Annotated in this window: 15 protein-coding genes; 5 read left to right on the forward strand and 10 right to left on the reverse strand. The window is 64.6% G+C overall.

Going from position 1 to position 18,928, the window contains the following annotated elements; translation table 11 throughout:
• The first annotated feature begins 141 nt into the window (after nt 1-141).
• From QX128_RS28005 to QX128_RS28015, 3 genes are all read left to right on the forward strand, one after another.
• Nucleotides 142-1,026, forward strand: a complete 885-nt coding sequence (locus QX128_RS28005) for a LysR family transcriptional regulator (RefSeq protein WP_316239120.1) — start codon at nt 142-144, stop codon at nt 1,024-1,026.
• Between the two features lie 140 nt (nt 1,027-1,166).
• Nucleotides 1,167-2,474, forward strand: a complete 1,308-nt coding sequence (locus tag QX128_RS28010; protein WP_316239121.1) for a DUF2254 domain-containing protein — start codon at nt 1,167-1,169, stop codon at nt 2,472-2,474.
• A gap of 897 nt (nt 2,475-3,371) precedes the next feature.
• Complete coding sequence (locus QX128_RS28015; protein WP_316239122.1) at nt 3,372-3,611, forward strand: hypothetical protein; 240 nt, start codon at nt 3,372-3,374, stop codon at nt 3,609-3,611.
• 1 nt (nt 3,612) lies between these two features.
• Here the strand turns inward: QX128_RS28015 and QX128_RS28020 are convergent, their stop codons facing one another.
• From QX128_RS28020 to QX128_RS28055, 8 genes are all read right to left on the reverse strand, one after another.
• A complete protein-coding gene (locus QX128_RS28020; protein WP_316239123.1) occupies nt 3,613-4,488 on the reverse strand; it encodes an HNH endonuclease in 876 nt (291 codons plus the stop codon).
• Complete coding sequence (locus tag QX128_RS28025; RefSeq protein ID WP_316239124.1) at nt 4,485-6,155, reverse strand: AAA family ATPase; 1,671 nt, start codon at nt 6,153-6,155, stop codon at nt 4,485-4,487. Before QX128_RS28025 ends, QX128_RS28020 begins: the two co-directional genes overlap by 4 nt.
• 202 nt (nt 6,156-6,357) lie before the next feature.
• Nucleotides 6,358-7,965, reverse strand: coding sequence for a glutamine-hydrolyzing GMP synthase (gene guaA, locus QX128_RS28030; RefSeq protein WP_316239125.1), 1,608 nt, complete (start codon nt 7,963-7,965; stop codon nt 6,358-6,360).
• A gap of 286 nt (nt 7,966-8,251) precedes the next feature.
• Entirely contained in the window at nt 8,252-9,553 is a 1,302-nt protein-coding gene (locus QX128_RS28035) for an RsmB/NOP family class I SAM-dependent RNA methyltransferase (RefSeq protein WP_316239126.1), read from the reverse strand.
• Nucleotides 9,554-9,566: 13 nt separating this feature from the next.
• Nucleotides 9,567-9,899, reverse strand: coding sequence for an MAPEG family protein (locus tag QX128_RS28040; protein ID WP_316216338.1), 333 nt, complete (start codon nt 9,897-9,899; stop codon nt 9,567-9,569).
• Nucleotides 9,900-10,040: 141 nt separating this feature from the next.
• Nucleotides 10,041-11,063, reverse strand: coding sequence for an NADP-dependent oxidoreductase (locus QX128_RS28045; RefSeq protein ID WP_316182665.1), 1,023 nt, complete (start codon nt 11,061-11,063; stop codon nt 10,041-10,043).
• A 176-nt stretch (nt 11,064-11,239) separates the two neighbouring features.
• Nucleotides 11,240-12,727 (reverse strand): IMP dehydrogenase, encoded by a 1,488-nt coding sequence (gene guaB / locus QX128_RS28050; protein WP_316182664.1) that lies wholly within the window; start codon nt 12,725-12,727, stop codon nt 11,240-11,242.
• A 263-nt stretch (nt 12,728-12,990) separates the two neighbouring features.
• Nucleotides 12,991-13,239 carry a hypothetical protein gene (locus QX128_RS28055; RefSeq protein WP_316239127.1) on the reverse strand — a complete coding sequence of 83 codons (249 nt, stop codon included), beginning with the start codon at nt 13,237-13,239 and terminating at the stop codon, nt 12,991-12,993.
• A 134-nt stretch (nt 13,240-13,373) separates the two neighbouring features.
• Between QX128_RS28055 and QX128_RS28060 the strand changes: the two genes are divergently transcribed.
• Nucleotides 13,374-14,861: a DHA2 family efflux MFS transporter permease subunit gene (locus QX128_RS28060; protein ID WP_316239128.1), complete on the forward strand. Its 1,488-nt coding sequence runs from the start codon at nt 13,374-13,376 to the stop codon at nt 14,859-14,861.
• Nucleotides 14,862-14,876: 15 nt separating this feature from the next.
• On the opposite strand, the gene QX128_RS28065 is transcribed toward QX128_RS28060, so the two are convergent.
• Nucleotides 14,877-16,016, reverse strand: coding sequence for a sialate O-acetylesterase (locus tag QX128_RS28065; RefSeq protein WP_316239129.1), 1,140 nt, complete (start codon nt 16,014-16,016; stop codon nt 14,877-14,879).
• A gap of 209 nt (nt 16,017-16,225) precedes the next feature.
• On the opposite strand from QX128_RS28065, the gene QX128_RS28070 reads away from it, so the two are divergent.
• Nucleotides 16,226-17,650, forward strand: coding sequence for an O-antigen ligase domain-containing protein (locus tag QX128_RS28070; RefSeq protein WP_316239130.1), 1,425 nt, complete (start codon nt 16,226-16,228; stop codon nt 17,648-17,650).
• On the opposite strand, the gene QX128_RS28075 is transcribed toward QX128_RS28070, so the two are convergent.
• On the reverse strand, nt 17,635-18,693 hold the full coding sequence (locus QX128_RS28075) for an acyltransferase (RefSeq protein WP_316239131.1): 1,059 nt from the start codon (nt 18,691-18,693) through the stop codon (nt 17,635-17,637). The two genes, QX128_RS28070 and QX128_RS28075, sit on opposite strands and share 16 nt — an antisense overlap.
• Nucleotides 18,694-18,928: the final 235 nt, after the last annotated feature.

An 18,928-nucleotide genomic window follows, 5' to 3' on the forward strand; every position in this document is an offset into this window, starting at 1 on the left:
GCGGTCGGCGTCAGCCAATCCGCTCCGGTCTCGACCAGGTTGCCTTCGGTCGGCCCGAAAGCGTGGAGAACTGATGCCCCTGTTCCGCTCGACAGGGCAGCAGGCCGTGGGCGATAACGGTTATTCCCAGGAGGAATGACGGTGGACAGATATCAAGCCATGTCGACATTCGTGCGCGTTGTCGAAACCGGCTCCTTCTCGGCTGCCGCGCGGCAACTCAATGTCGGCCAGCCCGCCGTGTCGAAAACGATTGCGCAGCTCGAGGACCGGCTCCAGGTGAGCCTGCTGATCCGCTCGACGCACGGACTAAGCCCGACCGAGGCCGGGCAGCGCTTCTATGAGCGGGCCAAGGCAGCCATCCAGGAAGCCGACGAGGCCGAGCTTGCCGCGCGCGGGGCCGGCGCGGGACTATCCGGCTGCCTGCGCGTGTCCGCGGCGACGACATTCGCCCGCCTGCATATCGTGCCGCTACTGCCACGCTTTCTTGACGAGCAACCGGACCTCGAGATCGACGTGATCCTCGACGATCGCGTCATCGACTTGGTATCCGAAGGAATCGACGTCTCGCTGCGAATGGGCGCGCTCGCCGACTCCTCGGCCATCGCACGCAAGCTGGCGACCGGCGGGCGTTCAGTGCTGGCCACGCCGGCCTACCTCGCGCGTGCTGGCGAGCCGCACAGTCCCGCGGATCTCACAGAGCATGAGGCGGTGATCTACAGCCAACTCCCCAACGTCTGGTCCTTCGCCCGTGACGGTGCCGAAGCGTCCGTTGCGGTTCATGGGCGCATCAGGGTCAGTGCGGCCGAAGGTCTGCGGGCGGCCGTGCTCGCCGACATGGGCCTGACCATCGCGTCCGACTGGATGTTCAGCCCGGAGTTGGCCAGCGGCGCCGTGCGCCGCATTTTGGCTGACTGGATGCTGCCGCCGCTCGATCTCTGGGCCGTCTTTCCAGGCCGTCTGGCTAGCGCCAAGGCGCGGGCGTTCGCAAGCTTTGTGGAAGGCGCCCTGGCCGGCAGTGCGCGATGAGGAGGATCCGTTGGAGGTTGAGCGGAACCTTCGCGGAATGGAACCATTGACAGGCGACGGACCATTGCCGTCCGTCCAGCCGGCCGCCGCGTGTCATCGCCCAGCGCAGGCTGGTCCGACCGCCCCGCCAATGAGGAGCAATGACCGCGCGATTCCGCAAGCTGCTCGACGATCTCGCAGAGACGTTCTGGCTGGTGCCGGCCTTGCTGATCCTACTCGGTATCGGCATCGCGTTTCAGGCGATCGCGATCGATCGCGGCACGATCGTGCCCGGCTGGCTGCGCGACGAATGGCTCTACACCGGCGGAGCCACCGGCGCCCGCACCCTCCTGGGCGCCATCGCATCCTCGACGATCGGCGTCGCCGGCACGGTGTTCTCGATCATGATCGCGGCGCTGTCGCTCGCGGCCGGACAGATGGGGCCGAGGCTGCTGCGGAATTTCACGCGTGACCGCGGCAACCAGGTCACGCTCGGCGTCTTCCTCGCCACCTTCTGCTACGCGCTGATCGTGCTGCGCAGCGTGCGCACGCCGGCGGAAGGGGAGTTCGTGCCGCATCTTGCGACCACGATCGGCATCGTGCTCGCGTTTCTCTCGGTCGCCAATCTGGTCTACTTCGTCGGTCACATGTCCGGACGGATCAACGTCGACACCGTCATCAGCCTCGTCAGCGAGGATGTGCAGGCGATGATAGGATCGCTCACGCGCGAAGGCAGTCAACCTGCACCGCCACCCCAGAGCTTTTGGCGACATGCCGTTCCGATCACAGATCCGCGGCAAGGCTATCTGGTCCAGCTCGACGAGAACGGACTTGCGACCTGGGCCTGCGAGCACGGCACCGCCGTCCATCTCCTGGTCCGGCCGGGCGACTACGTCTTTCCCGGAGCACCGATCGCGATCGCGACGCACCCCTGTGATGGCATTGAAGAGGCAATCCGCAATGCGGCCGCGCTCAGCCCGCAGCAGGTGACATCGGCGGATCTCCGGTTCGCGATCCGGCAGCTCGTCGAAGTTGCGGTCCGCGCGCTCTCGCCGGGGATCAACGATCCCCATACCGCGATCACCGTCCTCGGCCGCCTCGGCGCAGCGCTGTGCGAGATACAGCCGGTGAAGCTGCAGACCGGCGTCCGGATCAAGGATGGCAAGCCGTCGCTGGTCGTTCCACATCTTCGTTACGGCGAGTTGGTCGGCGCCATGTTCGACATGATCCGGCAAAACGCGACCAATGCGCCGCCGGTCCTCATCCGCATGATCGAGGTGCTGACGCAGGTGGTGAGCCGCGAGCGCGACCCGGATCGGAGCGACTGTATCCGCAAACAGGCCGACCTCGTGCTGGAGGACGCCGAGCGAAGCATCCGCACGCCGAGCGACCTCGACGCGATCCGCAGTCATCACCGCGTCTTCACTGCGATCCTGGAGAATGGTCCGCTGGGACGCTTCCGCGTCTGATCGTTGCGCGTAGACGCACATGCAGTCCTCCGCCGATTGGACCGAGGGATCAGCGACGCCGCTCCCCGCGTCGAGGCCGCGCGATCAAACGAACGACCACCGCCATGCGATCGCGTCAGCCGCAGTCACCCATGCCGCCGTCTACGACGACGAGGGCCGCGAGGACGTCGCTCGTCACCGGCGGCAACGCGATCCTCAAGGACAAGATCGGCGATCAGGTCGTCGTCCATGCCCTGCCGCGGCGATCAGGTGGCTCGTCTCTGCACGTGTCAAACAGCTGATATGGGTGGGCGATCTCGCGGCGGTTTCCGCCCGAGTCGTGCGCCTCGCATGAACCTCTTCTTCGAAGAAGAGGCGCAGGGAAGACCGGGTATCGGCTGATACCCGCGGTCCGCGTGCAGCAAACAAGCACGCGGCAGAACCACAGGTTCAGCCCAATATCCGGCCTTCCCTGCGCGACGGTTTTGCGGCTTATAGGCGCTCTCCCCGGGGACCGGCTGTCTTGCCCCCCGTCACCAGCGGATCATCATCCCGCCGGCTTGGTCTCAGCGTCGGGAGACCAGGACCACACCACTTCGCCGTCGCCTCGCTCCGTTCGTCGGCACGGGCTGTGACACCCGGCTGCAGAGCAACGCGCCCATCGCCTCTCCGGCTCGACGCTTCATGACGATCGCGAAACGTCCCTCTTCAGCGAGCCGGGATGCGCGAGAATGTGGAGGTGATTTGCCCGACGTGGCAAGGGTGGAGTGCGCGACAAACTGGCACGACGGGCAGTTGGCGCATGCGGGGCATGCGCGGATTGCCCGTCGGGCAGATGATCCGTGGACGGGGTGTCCGTGCGTGGCTTTCGCCGTCGCCACGTCGCGACCAACTTGCTCAATCGCAGCGAGGGAGCCAATGAGTTTCGTGCACTGTCACCGCGACCTGAACTGCAAGAACGACCACATCGCCTTCGCCTCGGAGACGTCCATCTTAGCCGAGGACCTGTTCCGGCGCATCGATGCCATGCCGATGCGGCATGAGCGGGGAACGAAGCCGGAGAAGCGGCACGTATCGACACTACGCTACGAGAGTTACGACGATCAGTCCCTCGGCCGACTATTACACACAAAACTGTCGATCGCTGAAGTAAACTAAATTAAGCCTTCAAACCAGTTAGATACGCCACCGGTAATACATTCTTGAATCCACCTAAGCAAAATTCATCGTGATCAGAAAGAGCACTCAACAATACAGGACGCCAGTGATTAGGATGAAACGCACCCCTTTCAACGTTCGCCTGATGCTGGAGAAACGATTTAACGCCCGTCTCGGCTTGCGCCTCAAACGCCCAGACCAAGGCAGTGGTGTGACCAGTCAAATAACTATTCAATTCTGCTCGGAACCGATCACCGAGCTTCAATCGCTTGAATTGATATGAAAGCCTAGCATAAAGCGCATCGTCAAGCCCACACCAAGGATCAATGTAGAAATCGACCAATAGTGCGGAATTATCGAGCGCTACACTAGCTCTCACAAACTGAAACTCTGGCAAGACGTCAAAATAAGGATGAAAAAAACGCTTCTCCTCCTCGGACTGATCATGGGCACCTTTTGAATGATTGCAGTCGTGACAATACGGCACGAGATTCCATACGTAGATCGCCAGCGGACGAAAAATGGATTCGGGAAGGTAATGGTCGAGATCTCTGGGCGGTGATATTCCGCAGATCGGGCAATGCGACACCCCCTTAAACAGATCCGTTCGGATGCCTGACAGCTTTCCTCGTTGTTGGGTAAACCGATAACCGTCTTTTATTGCCTGACTCAGCGCATCTTCCAGCGAATCGCCCTTCAGATCCTCATTAGGCACGCCACCCGCAGCATCATAAAGATCGTACAGCTCAAGCACCTCATCAAGTTCTTGCTCTGTAACAGGGTAGCCTTTTTGCTCTCCCGCCCAATTAAACACTTCGAGCGCCTGGACTAAGTGCTCACGCACTTTCGACCGATCGGGAAGCGGAAGAGACCTCATTCCTTCCTCTCCTTTCGGGCAAGCCCCGCCATCACATAACCTAAAGCCTGTGCGCTGAGGCCTGGTGAAAACAACTCGTTTACCTGCTCGACTGTGTCAAAATTTTCAATCAGCAGATCAAGGACGTGATGATAGTCTGTAGCCGCAGACGTTAGGCCAAATATGGTTTGCGTAAGAATCCCAGCATTTTCACCAAATGTCTCCGCCTTAGGCTGCTCAACTGAAAAACTATCCCCTGCTCTGTGGATTATTCTGACATGCTGGGCCAGGGTCTCTTGCAGGACCACAGGCGAGTGCGTCGCAACCAAAGCGAACGCATTCTTCTCTTCGAGGACGATGCGAATTGCATGCATCAAGGCTGCAACAAGTGGTGGGTGCAGATGAGTTTCTGGCTCGTCGAACAGGACCAGAGCTCGACGTGTGGCCGTAGCCACGATTGAGGCTATGACGTGAAGAGCAATTTTATGACCTGTGCTCCAGCTCATGAAGGACGCTTTTGGATCATCACCCAACAGCGCATAGCGACTACGGCCATCCAGATCGCTAAAGGATGCATCAGCGAGGAGTGGCGCTAGAGCTGCATCGAAGAGCGAAAGACCATCCTCGGCCTCAATTTGCGCAATTAGGCGCACAAATTCGTCGGCCAAATGCTCAACAGATTTCAATTTTGTAGAGTCGCTACGTTCGTTCCCGCGGAGCAACACTCTCCTGTCAAGATTTTTGTCTCTCTCTTGTAAAAGGGACAGCTCGTCTCGCGCCTCAGCTGCGATATCTCGAAGGCCCGCGTAGACATATCGTCCTGCTCCTCTGTCGATATCAGATGCAATCTGATCCAGATCAGTATCGTATGCGGCGGGCACGCTGAAATTATCAAACCCGCTATAAGAAATGGCAATGATTCGAGGAAAGCCTATTGAGGAAGGCTGAAACGATCCGACATCTTGTAGGACTCGGAGTTTCCGATCGGATGGAGCGGCAAAAGCAACTCTAGCGATACGCGCAAGCAGCGTACTTTTTCCCGACCCGTTCCTACCGATTACAACGACTATTCGGCGAGGTAACAACACTTGCCGCCCGCTTGGCCCAATCGAGCGTTTTCTTCCGAAATAGAAATAGGGATCCGCCGCATCAAAATCGAGATTTATCGGATCGGACCAACCAGCAGGATAGAATTGAATTGCTTCGTCAAGTTTCGCCAAGTCTGTGTATCTGTGGGCGTAAATTGCCGTAGCGTCCGCTAAGAATCCTTCGATATCGTCATTGTCTCGAAACAGAGAAACTCGCCATCCCTCTTCTTGTCGAAAATTGAGCTGAAGCTGTTTATTGGCAACCACATCACGAAGAGCATCTAATATTCCATCACGATCCTGTTCAGTAATTTCACTTAGGCGCGCATAATAATCCAGTGACGTCCCAACGGAACAGAATTGGGGACCGAGACTTTCAAATGGCTCCGAAATTTGGATGCCATCCGCCCCCGTCTGCCTCTCTCGCAGTATTTTAACCGAACCAATAAGAGTCGGTTTCGGATCGCCGTGCTCCGACTGAAAATACAGGTGATATAGGGTCTGAAATCCAAAATCGTTCCACCTGTCCTGCTTAAGCGCGAACCGCGTCTGGAGCTTCGCTGGAGAACCGCGCCCCGGCGCCAAGACGTTGATCACCATTCAAAGACCTCACAAATGTCGTGACGTGCTACGAAATTTTCCCCTCAAGGATATCGAGCGCATCCGGCACGGAGGGCGGCAGCCGGTACACGTTCAGCTCTTTTCACGACCTCAGCGCACACAAATGGGTCACACCGGGTAAACTCGGATTTTCGTTTTGATGTAAGCAATTGAAGGCATTGCGCCGTATCGGAGGAGCTTTCTACTCCCACTCAATCGTCCCCGGCGGCTTCGATGTCACGTCATACACCACCCGGTTCACGCCCTTCACCTCGTTGATGATGCGCGTCGCCGTGTTGCCGAGGAACTTCATGTCGAAGGGATAGAAGTCCGCGGTCATGCCGTCCGTCGACGTGACGGCGCGCAGGCCGACGACGTAGTCGTAGGTGCGGCCGTCGCCCATGACGCCGACGGTCTTGACGGGGAGCAGCACGGCGAAGGCTTGCCAGATGGTGTCGTAGAGGCCGGCCTTGCGGATCTCGTCGATGTAGATGGCGTCGGCCTTGCGCAGGATGTCGAGCTTGTCGACGGTGATCTCGCCGGGGCAGCGGATCGCGAGGCCGGGGCCCGGGAACGGGTGGCGGCCGACGAACACGTCGGGAAGGCCGAGCTCGCGGCCGAGCACGCGGACCTCGTCCTTGAACAATTCGCGCAGGGGCTCGACCAGCTTCATGTTCATGCGCGCCGGCAGGCCGCCGACATTGTGGTGCGACTTGATCGTCACCGAGGGGCCGCCGGTGAAGGAGACGCTCTCGATCACGTCGGGATAGAGCGTGCCCTGCGCCAGGAAGTCGGCGCCGCCGATCTTCTTCGCCTCCGCCTCGAACACGTCGATGAAGAGTCGTCCGATGGTCTTGCGCTTCTGCTCGGGGTCGGTGACCCCTGCGAGCTCGCCGAGGAAGAGTTTTGAGGCGTCCACATGCACCAGCGGGATGTTGTAGTGGTGCCGGAACAGGTCGACGACGGTCTCGGCCTCGTTGAGCCTGAGCAGGCCGTGGTCGACGAACACGCAGGTGAGCTGGTCGCCGATCGCCTCGTGGATCAGCACGGCGGCCACCGCGGAATCGACGCCGCCGGAGAGGCCGCAGATCACCTTGCCCTTGCCCACCTGGGCGCGGATCTTCTTGATCTCCTCCTCGCGGAAGGCGTGCATGGTCCAGTCGCCGCCGAGGCCGGCGATGTTGCGGACGAAGTTGCGGATCAGCTTGGCGCCGTCGGGCGTGTGCACCACTTCGGGGTGGAACATCAGGCCGTAATACTTGCGCGTCTCGTCATGGATCACGGCGAACGGCGCGTTCGGCGAGACGCCGGCGACGGAGAAGCCCGGCGGCATCTTTGTGATGCGGTCGCCATGGCTCATCCACACCTGGTGCTGCTCGCCCTTCTGCCAGACGCCGTCGAACAACAGGCTGTTGGCTTTCACCTCGACGTCGGCGCGGCCGAACTCGCGGTGGTGGCCGCCCTCGACGGTGCCGCCGAGCTGGGCGGCCATCGTCATCTGGCCGTAGCAGATGCCCATCACCGGGACGCCTGAATCGAAGATCAGCTGCGGGGCGCGCGGGGAGCCCTCTTCGTGGACGGATTCGGGGCCGCCGGAGAGGATCACGGCCTTTGGGTTCATCTGCCGGAAGGCGGCCTCCGCCTTCTGGAACGGCACGATCTCGCAATACACGCCGTCCTCGCGCACCCGGCGCGCGATCAGCTGCGTGACCTGGCTGCCGAAATCGACGATCAGGATCTTGTCATGGAGCGCGGCCACGGAGGTGTCGGTGGCGGCGGCGGTCGGGGTGTTGTTGGCTGGGGCTGTCATGGCAAGGAATTACGCCGCTGCGGGGGGACTCGCAACCCTTGGCAGCGGGGGATTCACCGCGCCGTGCAACCGTTTCACCGACACGCTTTGCAGGGCTGCCCGATGCAGCGCCCTCTCCCCTTGTGGGAGAGGGCATCACCGGCCCATCCACGCACGCGGTTGGGTGAGGGGTATCTCTCGGCGAACAGTGCTCGCGGAGGCATACCCCTCACCCGACCGAATCTGCCGAGCTGTCCTGCATGCCCTCTCCCACAAGGGGAGAGGGCTCAGTCATGGGCAGCCCGCGTCAGGCGGAGCGGCGCAGCACAGACACGAAAAACCCGTCCGTGCCGGTGCGGCGGGGGGTCATCAGCCAGCCTTCGTCCGACTTCAGCGCGGCTTCGGCGAAGGCCTCGGCCTTGTCCCAGAGAACGGTAGCGGTTTGCTCCGGCGGCTGGACCGCAAATTCCGGGTGCCGCGCCACGAACGCCCGCACCTGGTCGCCATTCTCCGGCTGCAGCACCGAGCAGGTGATGTAGCCGATGCGGCCGCCGGGCTTGACCAGACGGGCGGCGCGGTCGAGCACTTCGGCCTGGTCCTTGAGGCGGATCTCCAGGGCGCCGGGGCGCATGCGCCATTTGGCGTCGGGGTTGCGGCGCCAGGTGCCGGTGCCCGTGCAGGGGGCGTCGATCACCACCAGATCAGCCGAGGCCTTGATGTCGGCGAGCGGGTCGGCGTCGCCCTTCGGACTGCGGATCTCGGCGTTGTGGACGCCGGCGCGCGACAGCCGCTCGTGGATCGGCGCGAGCTGGCGCTTGTCGGCGTCGGTGGCGATCAGGCGGCCCTTGCCCTGCATCATCGCGGCCAGCGCCAAGGTCTTGCCGCCGGCGCCGGCGCAGAGGTCGATGACCTGCTCGCCGGGCTTGGCCGCGGTGAACAGCGCCGCGAGCTGCGAGCCCTCGTCCTGGACCTCGATCGCGCCCTTGATGAAATCCTCCTCGGCATGGATTCCGGGATTGCGCGCGTCGGCCCCGAGCGTGATGCGCAGGCCGAGCGGCGACCACGGCGTCGGCACGGCGCCGAGATGCTTGAGCGAGGCCTGAACCTTCTCGCGCTTCGCTCTCAGCGTGTTGACGCGCAAATCGAGCGGCGCGCGGCTGGCCATCGCCATGGCCTCGGCGACGCGGTCGTCGCCGAACACGGCGGCGAGATACGGGTCGAGCCAGTCGGGATAGTCGCCGGCGACCGGCGGCGGCGCGCCCTCGGTGGTGCGCGCGGCCAGCGCCTTCTCCTCGGCGGCGGTGAGCGGCGGCGGCGCGAAGCGGCTGCCGTCGCACATCGCGGCGATGGTCGGCACATCCAGGCCGCGTTCGAGCTTGAGCATGCCCAGCACCCGCGCCCGCGCGGTGTCGTCCTCCATGACATAGGCGCTGGAGGCGCGGCGGCGCAGCACGTCCCAGACCAGGCCGGCAATGGCGGCTCGGTCGCCGGAGCCGGCGAAGCGGTGGCTGGTGCCCCAATCCTTCAAGGCCTTCGCCGCCGGCGCCCGCTGGGACTCGATGGATTCGATGATGTCGATGGCGGCGGACAGCCGGGCGGCGGGGGTCATTCAGTATCCAGTCTCAGATCAGGAGAAGCATCTTCAGGGCGAAATACAGCCACATCGCCAGCAGCACCAGCGCCGAGGCGGTCCAGGCCAGCCCGCGCTTGTCTGCCCCACTGATAAAGCCGGCATTGACGAAGCGGGTGACGACGAACACCCAGGACAGCAGCACGATCACCAGATCGGCATGGCGCAGCGGCAGCGCAAGCGCGATCAGGGCATAGAACAAGGTCGGCAGGCCGAATTCATCGGCGGCATCCGTGGCTTGCGCCTTCCTCTTATTCCAGAACAGCAGCGCGAAGGTCAGTGCAACCTCGACGAAAACGGGCAGCAGCACCATGGGCAGCGACATCGACAATCCCCCCTTGGGAAAAGTGAAGGCCCGGCATGATGCCGGGCCCTCGTGGATGAACCGGTTCCCTCAGGACTCCGAATAAGGCGCTGTGGTTCCCGCTTTTTTGCGGACAGGCTGAAGAATCACATCAGGTGTGGCTCAGGCCTTGTCCGGCCCGACCCGCACCAGCTGCTTGCCGAAATTGGCGCCCTTGAGCAGGCCCATGAACGCCGCGGGCGCGTTCTCCAGGCCCTCGGTGACGTGCTCCTTGTACTTGACCTTGCCGTCGCGGACCCAGGCCGACATGTCCTTGAGGAAGTCGCCGTGGCGGGAGGCGAAGTCGGAGACGATGAAGCCGCGGATCAGGAGCCGCTTGGTCAGGACGTTGCGCATCAGCGCGCCGGCCCATTTCGGCGCCACCGACTGGGTATCGTTGTAATGGGCGATCAGGCCGCAGACCGGCATGCGCGCGAAGGCGTTGAACAGCGGGAACACTGCCTCGAACACCGCCCCGCCGACATTCTCGAAATAGACGTCGATACCCTTCGGACAGGCTTCCTTCAGCTTGGCGGCGAGATCGGGGTCGCGATGGTCGAGACAGTCGTCGAAGCCGAACTCGGATTTCACGTAGTCGCACTTGTCCTTGCCGCCGGCGATGCCGATGGCGCGGGCGCCCTTGATCCTGGCGATCTGTCCGACCGCCGAGCCGACCGCGCCGGAGGCGGCGGCGACCACCACGGTCTCGCCCGGCTTGGGCTGGCCGATGTCGAGCAGGCCCGTGTAGGCGGTCATGCCGGGCATGCCGAGCACGCCGACGGCGGTCGAGATCGGCGCGAGGCTCGGGTCGATCTTCGCAAGACCCTTGCCGTCGGAGACCGCATGCGTCTGCCAGCCGGCGCGCGCCAGCACGATGTCGCCGGCCTTGAAGCCGGGATTGTTGGAGGCCGCCACCTCGCACACCGTCCCCGCCTCCATCACGCCGCCGACCGGCACCGGCTGGGCGTAAGACGGCCCGTCGCTCATGCGCCCGCGCATGTAGGGATCGAGCGACAGCCAGATCGTGCGCAACAGCACCTCGCCGGCGCCGGGAGTCGGGATGGCGTGCTCCTCGAGGCGGAAATCAGACGGCTTGGGCTCGCCGACGGGACGGGACGCGAGCACGATGCGCTTGGCTTGGGACATGGTGTTTCCTCTTGTTTGTTGATGTGGCGTTCGGCGCCGACCCCACGGGAGCCGTCATTGCGAGCGCAAGCAGGGCCGCGCGCGCAACCCCTGGATTGCTTCCGCCGTCGCCCTTCGGGCTATGGCGGACAAGTCGTCGCTTCGCTCCTCGCAATGACGGAGAGAGCGGTGGTTGTTTACACCCCGCCCGGATAGTTCGGGCTCTCGCGGGTGATCGTCACGTCGTGGACGTGGCTTTCGCGCAAGCCCGCGCCGGTGATGCGGACGAACTCGGCCTTGCCGTGGAATTCGGCGAGATCCTTGGCGCCGACATAGCCCATCGCGGCGCGCAGGCCGCCCGCGAGCTGGTGCATGACGTTGCCGACCGGGCCCTTGTACGGCACCTGGCCCTCGATGCCTTCCGGCACGAGCTTCAAGGTGTCCTTGATGTCCTGCTGGAAGTAGCGGTCGGCCGAGCCGCGCGCCATCGCGCCGACCGAGCCCATGCCGCGATAGGCCTTGTAGGAGCGGCCCTGCCACAGGAACACCTCGCCGGGCGTCTCGTCGGTGCCGGCGAGCAGCGAGCCGACCATGGCGACGTCGGCGCCGGCGGCAAGCGCCTTGGCGAGGTCGCCGGAGAACTTGATGCCGCCGTCGGCGATGACCGGCACGTCGGCCTTCTTGGCGGCTTCCACCGCATCCATGATCGCGGTGAGCTGCGGCACGCCGACGCCGGCAACGATGCGGGTGGTGCAGATCGAGCCCGGGCCGATGCCGACCTTGACGGCATCAGCGCCGGCATCGATCAGCGCCTGCGCGCCGTCGCGGGTGGCGATGTTGCCGGCGATGACCTGCACGGCGTTGGAGATGCGCTTGATGCGGTTGACGGCTTCCAGCACGCGCGAGGAATGACCATGCGCGGTGTCGACCACGACGAGGTCGACACCGGCCTCGATCAGCTTCTCGGTGCGCTCGAAGCCGCCCTCGCCCACCGTCGTCGCCGCGGCGACACGGAGTCGGCCCTGCGCGTCCTTGCACGCGAGCGGATGCGCGACCGCCTTCTCCATGTCCTTCACGGTGATCAGGCCGACGCAGCGGTACTGGTCGTCGACCACGAGCAGCTTCTCGATGCGGTGCTTGTGCAGGATCTTCTTGGCCTCGTCCTGGCCGACGCCCTCGCGCACGGTGACGAGGTTCTCGTGCGTCATCAGCTCGGAGATCTTCTGGCGCGGATCGGTGGCGAAGCGGACGTCGCGATTGGTCAGGATGCCGACCAGCTTGCCGGGGATGCCCTTGCCGCCGCCGGTGACGACCGGAATGCCGGAGAAGCCGTAGTCCTTCATCAGCGCCAGCGCGTCGGCCAGCGTCGCCTCCGGCGAGATCGTCAGCGGGTTGACCACCATGCCGGATTCGAACTTCTTGACCTGGCGCACCTGGGCGGCCTGGCCCTCGGGATCGAAATTGCGGTGGATCACCCCGACACCGCCGGCCTGCGCCATCGCAATCGCCATGCGCGCCTCGGTGACGGTATCCATGGCGGAGGCCATGATCGGAATGTTGAGCGGGATCTCGCGCGTCACGCGCGAACGGATGTCGACCTCGGAGGGCAGCACATCGGAGAGGCCCGGCTTCAAGAGCACGTCGTCGAAGGTAAAGGCTTCGCGAAGTGTCTGGACGGTCGCCATCGTCAACTCCTTGTCTGCGGCCAGAACGGCCGCGATGCGGTTACGGATGAGCGGCGCCGCCGTCGAGACCATGCCTCGCCGTCGAATCGGTGCCCATCGGTGGGGTTGACGCGGGTCGATAGCATGGGCCTGTGACGAATCAAAGAGCCGATCCGCCATCCTCCCGCGATTGCGAAGAACGGCCCAGACCGGCCCTGATCAGGTCCGAAACGCGCAACAAAAGGTCGCGGACGCCCCGATTCCGGAGCAGAAGTTCCGCGCCTCTAGCGCCAGGCGCCCGGCGGCGGCCCATAGCGGCGGATGGCCTCGACCACCTCCCGGTGGCGCCGGTCCTCCCGCCGCATGTGCACGGCGATCAGCGCGTGCGCCGACGGCACCCGCAGCAGCACGTGGAAGAACAGGCCGAGGACGAGGCAGACCAGGCAGAGCAGCAGATTGAAGATGGCCGCGAACGGCTGCCCGTTGAGCAGCAGGCCCAGCGGCGGCACCAGGGCGGCGAGCAGATAGATCATCGGCACATCTCCAATAACGATGACGCGGCAGCGTCACGCTGCATCTAGGGGGCCATGCCAGCAGCGCAATGGCCCCGTTCGTCGCAGGGTGCTACAGCCGCGGCGCCGGCCTTCCCCGTCCCTCCCGAGATTCGATGAACAAGCAACGCGTCATTCCGCTGATCGTCGCCACCGCCCTGTTCATGGAGAACATGGACTCCACGGTGATCGCGACCTCGCTGCCGGCGATCGCCAGGGATATCGGCACCAGCCCGCTGACGCTGAAGCTCGCCATCACGTCTTATCTGCTGTCGCTGGCGGTGTTCATCCCGGCGAGCGGCTGGACCGCCGACCGGTTTGGCGCGCGGCGGGTGTTCTCCAGCGCGGTCGCGGTGTTCATGATCGGCTCGATCGGCTGCGCGCTCGCCAACTCCGTCGAGAACTTCGTGTTCGCGCGCATCCTGCAGGGCATGGGCGGCGCGATGATGACGCCGGTCGGACGTCTTGTCCTCTTGCGGTCCGTCGACAAGAGCGCGCTGGTCGGCGCGATGGCCTGGGTCACGATCCCCGCGCTGATCGGCCCGGTGATCGGGCCGCCGGTCGGCGGCTTCATCACCACCTATTTCTCCTGGCACTGGATCTTCCTGATCAACATCCCGATCGGCATCGTCGGCATCATCATGGCGCTGCGCTTCATCGATCCGATCAAGAGCGACAATCCCGAGCCGTTCGATCTCACTGGCATGGTGCTGGCCGGCATCGGCCTCGCCGGTCTCGCCTTCGGTCTCTCGGTCGCCGGTCTCAACCTGCTGCCGTGGTCGGTGGTCGCCAGTCTCGTTGCGATCGGCGCGATCTCGATGACGCTCTATGTCCGCCACTCCCGGCGAACCAATTCGCCGGTGCTCGACTTCTCGCTGCTGCGGCTGCCGACCCTGCGCGCCTCGATCGTCGGCGGCTTCATGTTTCGCCTGGGCATCGGCGCCCTGCCCTTCCTGCTGCCGCTGCTGATGCAGCTCGGCTTCGGCCTGTCGCCGTTCCAGTCCGGCCTCGTCACCTTCGGCTCCTCTGCCGGCGCAATGGGCATGAAGGCGCTGGCCGCGCGGCTCATCCGCGCCTTCGGCTTCCGCCATCTGATGACGGTCAATGCCGTCGTCAGCTCGGTCTTCCTCGCCGCCTGCGCGCTGTTCACGCCGGCGACGCCGCTGCTGCTGATCCTGATCATTCTCGTGGTCGGCGGCTTCTTCCGCTCGCTGCAGTTCACCGCGATCAACACCGTCGCCTATGCCGAGGTCGAGACCGCCCAGATGAGCCGCGCCACGACGCTCACCAGCGTCAACCAGCAGCTCGCGATCTCCGCCGGCGTCGCGGTCGGCGCGTTCTCGGTGGAGACCACGATGTGGATGCACGGCGCGAGCCAGCTCACCGCGGCGTCCTTCGCGCCCGCCTTCATCGTCGTCGCCATCACCTCGGCGCTGTCGTCGATCCTGTTCTGGCAGATGCCGGATGACGCCGGCAGCGAGATCTCGGGCCGCAAGGTCGCGGCGATCGCCAGTCGCAAGGGCGCCGAGAAGGGCGCGGAGAAGGCCGCCAGGAAGTCGGCGAGCGAGACCACGCAGGATGCGCGGGATCAGCGGCTGGGGTAGCGGACGGTTCTCCGGTCAAGGTCTCCGCCCGCCGGACTTCCAGAATTCGGCGAGGCGATCGGCCCACATCCGCGCGTGAAGCTCGGTGCCGGCGTGGCTCATGTGGCAGCTGTCGTGGCGCAGCGGAAGGCCGATCTGGTCGGTGTCCGGCCCCGGATAGACGCCGGTCGCAGGGTTCGGCACGGCGGCCTGCGCCGACCGGATGATCTCGTCGGGAACGCTGCCGCAGAGCGTCGCCGCGGCAACGAAGATCGGCGCGGTCACGTCGGCCGCGCGCAGCCCGGCCACGATCTCGAGATCGTTCCGCAAGTAGGACAGCCGTCCCGCCTCCTTCATCTTCGCGGTGACCTGCAATTGCGTGCCGTCCTCCGCGCCATTGGTCGAGAAGGCGAAGGCGTTGGACTCGCCCTGATGCCAGAGCACCGCGCTCGGCTCGAGACCCGCCTCGCGCAGGCCGGCAAGGGTCGCGAGCAGCACCTCGAAATACTTGCCGCCACGGACACGCCACTCCTCGATATACGTCCCGCCGATCGCAACGGGTGCGATCAGGATCGTCTTCGCCAGCCCGCGATCGATCAATTCGTCGCCCAGCCGCGTGGCGACGTTCTCGCCCTCACCCGGCGTTCCCAGCAAGGGATTGCGCGCCACGTAGCAGCGGCCGTCGAAGCGGTCGAAATTGTAGAACCGGTTGTGCGGCTGATAGAGCCGGCCACTCTGATCGGCCGCGCCGGTGTTGGAGATGTTCGACTGGCCCGCGGTCAGAAGCACCACCAGCCCCTCGCGCGGAATCGCGTCGCAGGCAATCGGCGTCGCCCTGGCTCGCGCAGCCTCGTCGTCCGGCACGAGACAGCGCGAGGCGCTACCGCCCGCGATGAAATCCGCATCAGAACCGTACAGCGCACGGGCCAGGTTGCGTCCCTGCAGCAGGGTCTGCACCTCCGGATCTCCGCTGGCGCCATCGATACGACGGTCGATGTCGGCAAAGGCGGCGCGCCGCGAGCGCACCTGCTCCAGCAGTGCCAGGAAGCCTGGGGCGGTCGAGATGGGTCCGACGGCGCAGGGAACGCAATTGCCGTCGCGCGATTTGGCCGAGGTGGTCGGCTGGCAGACGTCGCGGGCCGGCAGCACCTCCGCGGCTCCTGCCGTCGCAGTCAAGGAGACGACCAACCACGCTGCGAAAAGTGTGGCCACGATTACGCGTCGCATCATGCTCGGATCATTTCTTTCGTCGCCTCGGTTGACGGCCGCCCCAGGCGCCGGGCCTCTGACTTTCCCGGCCATGCGGCTGTCCCAGCCATGCGCGCCGGCACGGTCTCGTTCGAACGTGCGTCGGGAGCCCGGGTTTTCCATTATAGTCCGACTTCATGAAAGAGAGCCGAATCGACCCGCAGCCGCTCGCGGCGATGGCGATGAACTGTTGGCCGTCCGCGCTTCTCCTGGCAGCGACGGCGCTCGCCGTGCCCGCACTCGGCGGCATCGTCAGGCCGGCTTTCGTGCTCGGCTGCGCGGTCGCCGGCTGGTTCGCGTGGCGTCGCAGCCCCGCAGCCCACGTGCAGTCGGCGATCCTGATGTTCGCCTTCGCTCCTTTCGTGCGCCGCCTGGTCGACATCTCCGCGGGATTCGATTCGTCCGGCATCATGCTGAGCGGCCCGCTGCTGTTCATCATCGCGCCAGTTCCGAGTCTGGTGCTCTCGCCCTCGGACAAGGACAGGCCGGGCAATCCATGGCTCGTGGCGCCCTTCATCGTCCTCGCCTGCATCGTCTATGGCGGCGTGCTGTCGATATTCCAGAACGACTGGTTTAACGCCGCCAATGGCGGAATGAAATGGGCCGCGCCCGTGCTCTATGCGATCGCCCTGCAGCAGCGGTCGCGATCCGACGGCGCCCTGCTCGATGCAATCACGCGTGTCTTCCTGCTGGTGCTGCCGGTCACCGGCCTCTACGGCATCTGGCAATATGTCGATCCGCAAGGCTGGGATCGGTTCTGGATGGTGAATGCCAGCATCACCTCGGCCGGCTATCCGCTGCCCTACATGGTCCGCGTGTTCAGCACGATGAACGGCCCCGCCAGCTACGCGACCTTCACGGCCACCGGCCTGCTGCTGGTGGGCTTCCTGCGCCCGGGATGGCTGTCGATGGCGGCGATGGCGCCCGCAGCACTCGGCCTGTTGCTGTCGCTCTATCGTACCAGCTGGATCACGCTCGCGGTGGGCGTGCTGTTCTGCATGCTGTTCCCCGCGACGCGGCGTCGCGCCGTATCGATCACGGTCGGACTGGTCGGCGCGGTGATCGTCACCGTCATGTTCACGCCGTTCGCGGAGGTCATCACCTCCCGTCTGGAATCGCTCGGCAGCGTGTCGCAGGACAGCAGCGGCAGCGAGCGGCTGGATGAGTTCGTCACGCTGTGGAATGCGCCGAACAGCATGGTCCTGGGATCGGGCTTCACCATCACCGACGTCGGCGTCGCGGGCGCGATGCCGATCGACGGGCAGATCATCGCAAGCTGGGTGACGATGGGCATTCCGGTCGGACTGATCTGCCTCGCGGCCTATGTCTGGGTCGGGCTCGCCGCCACCGGAGCCGCGTGGCGGATGCCGACGCGCGAGGGCGCCGTGCTCGGGGCGCTCGCCATCAGTGCGCTCTTGGTTCAGCTGCCGCTGACCAGCATCTCCTCCGGCGAGGTCTCGGCGCTGTTCTGGATGCTCGTCGCGATGGCCTGTCCGCTCGACCAGACGGCCGGCGCAGCACGGCGCACCGTCGCCGCGCGGCAGCATCAGGCCGGCGCCTGATCGGACGTTGCAACGCGCGGCGTGATCGCCGCAGTCTGCGGCTTGCGGGAGGCCAGTGGTGCGAGCCCGAAGACGGCCAGCAGATTGAGCCGCCGCAGGATGGCATGCGCGATCAGAGGAAGCACCACGCCGGCCGCCGTTCCGGCCAGCAGGTAGACCCATGGCAATGGCGGGATGTGCAGCTTCAGCATGATGATCCGCACGCCCGAGCCGGCAAGGATGTGCAGCACATAGATCGTCATCGACGCCACGCCTGCGGCCGCAAGCCAGCGATGACTGGTTGGCGCGAGCAGCTTGCAGAGCCCGACCGTGCCGGCGATGCCGAGCACACAGGCCGGCAGGGAGGCGAGCCCGTTGGCGTCCATGCCGGACAGCTGGCCGCCCAGCGCCACTGCGGCCGCAAACGCAATCCCGATCACGACCGGAGAGGACCAGCCGAACGGCCGCCATTCCGCCACCACGCGGGTGCCGTAGATGCCCGCAACGTAGAACGGCAGATGATGCAGGGTGAGTGCGAGGTCAGGCCGGATCGGCAGCGCGAGGAACACGCCGAGCCCGGCCAGCGCGAGCGTGATCAAAACCGTCCGCGACGGAACCAGCACCGCGAACACATGGCAGATCATCAGCGCGTAGAGGAACCAGAACTGTGCGATCGGACGATACCATATCGCGGCGAGATCTCCGGGATGGATCGGGATGTTGGCATCCCGCGCCAGCAGCATCGTGATCCCGCCTTGGATCAACGACCACAGCACGTAGGGATAGGCGATGGTCCAGAGCTTGGAGGTGAGGAAGGAACGCGCGCCGCGCCGCAAGCTGTGCTGCACGTTCAAGCCGGCCAGGAAGAAGAACAGCGGCATGTGGAACGTATAGAGCGTGTAGTCCATCCAGCGCGCGACGGCTCCATCCGGGAAGATGCCCGGGCGCACGAGACCGCCAAGCACATGACCGTACACCACCAGGATGACGCCAAGGCCACGCGCGAAATCGATCCACGCCGTGCGCGCGGTGTCAGCCGTTGCCCTCTGCGTTCCAGCGTCCATGCCCGACATGTCCTGCTTCTGTCGCGCAGCCCGCGTCCAGTCTGCGATGCTGCGAAGTCAGCGCGCCCCAAGTCATATCGCAGCCGGCTTTGCAGCGCCGTCGGCGCCTGCAAGGACATCGGGGGTATTCTCGCGTTAGTCTTAACCAACGGATAAGCCTCCGCCGAATGGCTGCGCCTCCGCCGGGTTCGCGACCGGAACGGGGCACGAGGTGGAGACGCTCGCCATCCCGCCC

Origin of the sequence: Bradyrhizobium sp. SZCCHNR1015, assembly GCF_032489875.1 — a bacterium.
Taxonomy (GTDB): domain Bacteria; phylum Pseudomonadota; class Alphaproteobacteria; order Rhizobiales; family Xanthobacteraceae; genus Bradyrhizobium.